Here is a 4,407-nt window from a genome sequence, read left to right on the forward strand (position 1 = left end):
ACATCTTCTTTAGTTACAGCCATAGTATTCTCCTATTGGTATTTTTTAAATTTTTTGTACGCTATCAGAACGCGTTCCGATCAGCTAGGTTAACACTGGGTTCACCTCGGCGGTGTGCCCAATTTATGCCGATATTGCTATCAGCGGTTTTTCGAAGCAGCAATTACGCCGCTTCTTCTTCTTTTTTGCGTTTAAGCGCATCGAGTCCGATAGTGAAGTTGCGAACCGGTCCCATCCATACAGATGCAAGCATTCCAAGCAACTCCTCGCGTCCCGGTAGGGTAGCGAATGCACGAACTTTTTTCTCGTCAGCTACTGCACCGTCGATGTAAGCTGTGCGAATAACAAATTTTTCATTCGCTTTTGCAAAATCAACTGCAGTTTTAGATGCTGCAATCGCATCTGAACCCCAAACGAAAATGTTAGTATCTTTAATTTCGATACCGCTCATCTCAGCATTATTAAGAGCGATAGTAGCAAGGGTATTTTTTACCACTTGAACTTTTGCATCTTTTTCACGTGCGATTTTACGTAGTTCTTCCAATTCTGATACGGCCAAACCACGGTAATCACACATGATAACTGCTGAAGATGATTTAAACTCTTCAGTAAGAGCATTAACGATCTCAGATTTTTGTGCTTTATTCATTGTTTCTCCTTTCCAGACATACAACTTCAAGCGGGGCAGAGTTTTCTGATTAAGGCCTTAGCCCCCTACTGTCTTCAGTCCATAAGATAAAATATAGCGAAAAACCGCTATTTGGTTTCGATCAACGAATGTCCAAAAGTTCTTGTGTTTCGAACTTGATCGCCGGGCTCATTGTCAATGACAATGCCGCATTTTTAATGTAGCGCCCTTTAGCTGTTGATGGTTTTGCACGGTTGATAGCGCCGACAAATGCTTTAATGTTTTCAGCGATTTTATCAGCATCGAAACTTACTTTACCGATACCGGCATGGATGTTCCCTTTTTTGTCAACACGGAAGTTAACTTGTCCGCCTTTAACGTTGCTAACCGCTTTTGCGATATCAGCTGTTACCGTTCCGGTTTTAGGGTTAGGCATCATCCCTTTTGGTCCTAGGATACGCCCTACTTGACCAACAAGACCCATACAATCAGGAGCAGCAACGACGATGTCGAAGTTGATGTTTCCGGATTTGATTTGATCAACCAAATCTTCTGCACCAACGATGTCTGCACCTGCATTTTTAGCTTCGTCTACTTTTGCACCTTTTGCGAAAACCGCAACACGAACCACTTTACCGGTACCGTGAGGAAGCACTACGGCACCACGGATCATTTGGTCAGCGTGACGTGGGTCAACACCAAGATTAAGTGCAATTTCAACGGTTTCGTCAAATTTTGCAGATTTTAATTCTTTTACAAATACTGACGCATCCGCTACAGAGTAGCTTTTTGTCATATCAATTTTTTCACTTAGTTGTTTATAGCGTTTTCCAGCCATTTGAATTCTCCAATTTTAGAATCTGCCGCAGTGATTCAACTCTTTGCGGTCGAAGAGCGTTGGGATCAATCGACGACGTCGATCCCCATAGAACGAGCTGAACCGGCAATTGTACGCGCTGCAGCTTCTTCATCTTGTGTATTCATGTCTTGCATTTTTTGCTTAACAATTTCCATGATTTGAGCTTTAGTGATTTTTGCCACTTTGTTCTTCATCGGATTGTCTGAGCCTTTTTTGATACCGATTTTGTTCATAATCAAAGCAGTATTTGCCGGTTGTTTGGTGATAAACGAGAACGTTTTATCCGCATATACAGTAATAACAGTCGGGAGTTTAAACCCTGCCTTATCTTTTGTACGCTCGTTAAACGCTTTACAGAATTCCATGATGTTAACACCACGTTGACCAAGAGCAGGACCTACCGGTGGTGCCGGGTTAGCGGCGCCGGCTTGAATTTGCAACTTGATGTAGCCAGTAATTTTCTTTGCCATTTGTGCTTCCTTTTTTTGAGATTAAATAATTTTTTCGACTTGTGTGTACGAAATATCGACCGGAGTGCTGCGTCCGAAGATAGAAACGTTCAGCTTCAATGTGCCGTGTTCCAAATCGTATTCATCCACTGTACCGGTAAAGTTTGCGAACGGACCGTCCACGATACGAACCATCTCACCGTTGTCGAAAAACACTTTCGGTTTCGGAGCCGAACGGTTCGTGACACGATCCAAGATCACGGCGATATCGTTATCGCTCAACGGTGTTGGTTTGTTTGATTCACCGATGAAACCTGCTACACGTGGCAGGGATTGGATACGGTGTTGCAATTCGATAGAGAGATCCATATTCGCGAATACATACCCCGAATAGAGTGAACGCTCTGAAATTTTTTTCTTACCGTTTTTGACTTCAATGACGTCTTCTGTCGGAACGATAACTTCAGTGATAACATCCTGAAGATTGTTTTCGGCAATGATATTTTCGATAGCGGCTTTTACACTACGCTCACTACCGGCATACGTTTGAATAGAGTACCAACGATGTGCCATCTTTTTTCCTTATTTCAAAATTGCCGAAACGGTTGAAGACATAACAAGATCAACTAATGCCAAAAACAATACGACAAATGTTACAACCGCTACTACAGCAATAAATGCTTGTTTAACTTGCGGTTTGGTCGGGAAAATGACTTTTGCAAGTTCCATTTTAGCATTGTGTATAGTTTGAGACATTTTGTTTTTCATATTTTTGTATCCTCAGGACATTTCCGACGAATAAGGCTCTAAAGCACCATTAGTCAAAAATGATATGGCACGCCAGGAGGGACTCGAACCCCCAGCCGTCGGATTTGGAATCCGGCGCTCTACCATTGGAGCTACTGACGTATAAAATCCCCGAAGGGGAAAACTTACAGTTTTGCTTCTTTGTGAACAGTATGCTCACGGCAGAATTTACAAAACTTACGAACTGAAAATTTTTCAGTATGAGTTTTTTTGTTTTTAGAGGTGTGATAGTTACGACGTGTACACTTTTCACACGCCAAATGGATATTTTCACGCATGTTTTACCTTATAAATCCAACCGCGGGGGTTGGGGAAAATTATGCAAGGATTTTAGAAACAACCCCAGCACCGACAGTACGCCCACCTTCACGGATAGCGAAGCGAGTACCCTCTTCCATAGCGATCGGATGGATCAATTCAGCAATAATTTTAACGTTATCACCTGGCATAACCATTTCTGTACCTTCTTGAAGGGTGATTGCACCTGTTACGTCAGTTGTACGAACATAGAATTGTGGGCGGTAACCGTTGAAGAACGGAGTATGACGTCCACCTTCGTCTTTGCTCAATACGTAAATCTCTGCCTCAAATTTTGTGTGAGGAGTGATTGATTTTGGTTTACAAAGAACTTGTCCACGCTCAACATCTTCTTTTTTCGTACCACGGAGAAGAAGACCACAGTTGTCGCCCGCTTCACCCATTTCCATCTCTTTACGGAACATTTCAACACCCGTTACGGTAGTTGTTTGTGTATCACGGATACCAACGATCTCGACAGTATCACCGATTTTGATTGTACCACGCTCGATACGACCAGTAACAACCGTACCACGACCAGAGATTGAGAAAACGTCTTCTACCGGCATCAAGAAATCTTTATCAGTTTCACGAACCGGCTCAGGGATGTACTCATCAACCGCTGCCATCAATTTTTGGATTTTAGCTGACCATTCACCAAGAGTACCAGTTTTTGCTTCTTCAAGAGCACGAAGAGCTGAACCAGCTACGATTGGAGTATCGTCACCCGGGAAATCATAGGTATCAAGAAGTTCGCGGATTTCCATCTCAACGAGTTCAAGAAGTTCTTCATCATCAACCATGTCTTCTTTGTTCATGAAAACAACGATGTATGGAACACCAACTTGTTTTGAAAGAAGGATGTGTTCACGAGTTTGTGGCATCGGGCCGTCCGCTGCAGAAACAACAAGAATCGCGCCGTCCATTTGAGCAGCACCAGTAATCATGTTTTTAACATAGTCGGCGTGTCCAGGACAGTCAACGTGCGCATAGTGACGTTTGTCAGTTTCGTATTCAACGTGTGAAGTAGCGATCGTAATACCGCGTTCGCGCTCTTCAGGAGCGTTATCGATTTGATCGTAATCCATCATTGCAGCACCGTTTGTTACCGCAAGTACCGCTGTGATTGCAGCAGTCAATGTAGTTTTACCGTGGTCAACGTGACCGATTGTACCGATGTTAACGTGTGGTTTATTACGCGTAAACTTTTCTTTTGCCATAGTGTCCTCCGACTGAATGTATAAAATGAATTTGGAATTATACCAAAAAACAGCTGAAATAGCTTTCAAGCTTTCAAAAAATTGTTACAAACTTATTACTGGAGCTCACGAGCGGATTTGAACCGCCGACCTCTTCCTTACCAAGGA

At 42.9% G+C, this 4,407-nt stretch carries 7 protein-coding genes and 1 tRNA gene; all 8 read right to left on the reverse strand.

Annotated features, from left to right (window positions below):
- Positions 1-163 precede the first annotated feature (163 nt).
- The 8 genes from rplJ to tuf all read right to left on the reverse strand — a co-directional run bounded on the left by rplJ (position 164) and on the right by tuf (position 4,260).
- Positions 164-649: a 50S ribosomal protein L10 gene (gene rplJ, locus JHC35_RS08465; protein ID WP_295044193.1), complete on the reverse strand. Its 486-nt coding sequence runs from the start codon at positions 647-649 to the stop codon at positions 164-166.
- Positions 650-770: 121 nt separating this feature from the next.
- Positions 771-1,466 carry a 50S ribosomal protein L1 gene (gene rplA, locus JHC35_RS08470; RefSeq protein WP_295044196.1) on the reverse strand — a complete coding sequence of 232 codons (696 nt, stop codon included), beginning with the start codon at positions 1,464-1,466 and terminating at the stop codon, positions 771-773.
- A 65-nt stretch (positions 1,467-1,531) separates the two neighbouring features.
- Positions 1,532-1,957 carry a 50S ribosomal protein L11 gene (gene rplK, locus JHC35_RS08475; RefSeq protein WP_294915821.1) on the reverse strand — a complete coding sequence of 142 codons (426 nt, stop codon included), beginning with the start codon at positions 1,955-1,957 and terminating at the stop codon, positions 1,532-1,534.
- Positions 1,958-1,978: 21 nt separating this feature from the next.
- Positions 1,979-2,509 carry a transcription termination/antitermination protein NusG gene (gene nusG, locus JHC35_RS08480; RefSeq protein WP_295044198.1) on the reverse strand — a complete coding sequence of 177 codons (531 nt, stop codon included), beginning with the start codon at positions 2,507-2,509 and terminating at the stop codon, positions 1,979-1,981.
- Positions 2,510-2,518: 9 nt separating this feature from the next.
- Positions 2,519-2,704: a preprotein translocase subunit SecE gene (secE, locus tag JHC35_RS08485; RefSeq protein ID WP_295044201.1), complete on the reverse strand. Its 186-nt coding sequence runs from the start codon at positions 2,702-2,704 to the stop codon at positions 2,519-2,521.
- Positions 2,705-2,769: 65 nt separating this feature from the next.
- Positions 2,770-2,845, reverse strand: a tRNA-Trp gene (locus tag JHC35_RS08490).
- Between the two features lie 23 nt (positions 2,846-2,868).
- On the reverse strand, positions 2,869-3,021 hold the full coding sequence (rpmG, locus tag JHC35_RS08495; protein WP_015654572.1) for a 50S ribosomal protein L33: 153 nt from the start codon (positions 3,019-3,021) through the stop codon (positions 2,869-2,871).
- 39 nt (positions 3,022-3,060) lie between these two features.
- Positions 3,061-4,260, reverse strand: coding sequence for an elongation factor Tu (gene tuf / locus JHC35_RS08500; protein ID WP_295044209.1), 1,200 nt, complete (start codon positions 4,258-4,260; stop codon positions 3,061-3,063).
- Positions 4,261-4,407: the final 147 nt, after the last annotated feature.

Source organism: Sulfuricurvum sp., from assembly GCF_022759005.1.
Classification (GTDB): Bacteria; Campylobacterota; Campylobacteria; order Campylobacterales; family Sulfurimonadaceae; genus Sulfuricurvum.

Excerpts from the sequence above, each read along its gene's own strand:
- rplJ (WP_295044193.1), bottom strand. The coding sequence starts at position 649 with ATGAATAAAGCACAAAAATCTGAGATCGTTAATGCTCTTACTGAAGAG.
- rplA (WP_295044196.1), bottom strand. The coding sequence starts at position 1,466 with ATGGCTGGAAAACGCTATAAACAACTAAGTGAAAAAATTGATATGACA.
- secE (WP_295044201.1), bottom strand. The coding sequence starts at position 2,704 with ATGAAAAACAAAATGTCTCAAACTATACACAATGCTAAAATGGAACTT.
- tuf (WP_295044209.1), bottom strand. The coding sequence starts at position 4,260 with ATGGCAAAAGAAAAGTTTACGCGTAATAAACCACACGTTAACATCGGT.
- rpmG (WP_015654572.1), bottom strand. The coding sequence starts at position 3,021 with ATGCGTGAAAATATCCATTTGGCGTGTGAAAAGTGTACACGTCGTAAC.
- nusG (WP_295044198.1), bottom strand. The coding sequence starts at position 2,509 with ATGGCACATCGTTGGTACTCTATTCAAACGTATGCCGGTAGTGAGCGT.
- rplK (WP_294915821.1), bottom strand. The coding sequence starts at position 1,957 with ATGGCAAAGAAAATTACTGGCTACATCAAGTTGCAAATTCAAGCCGGC.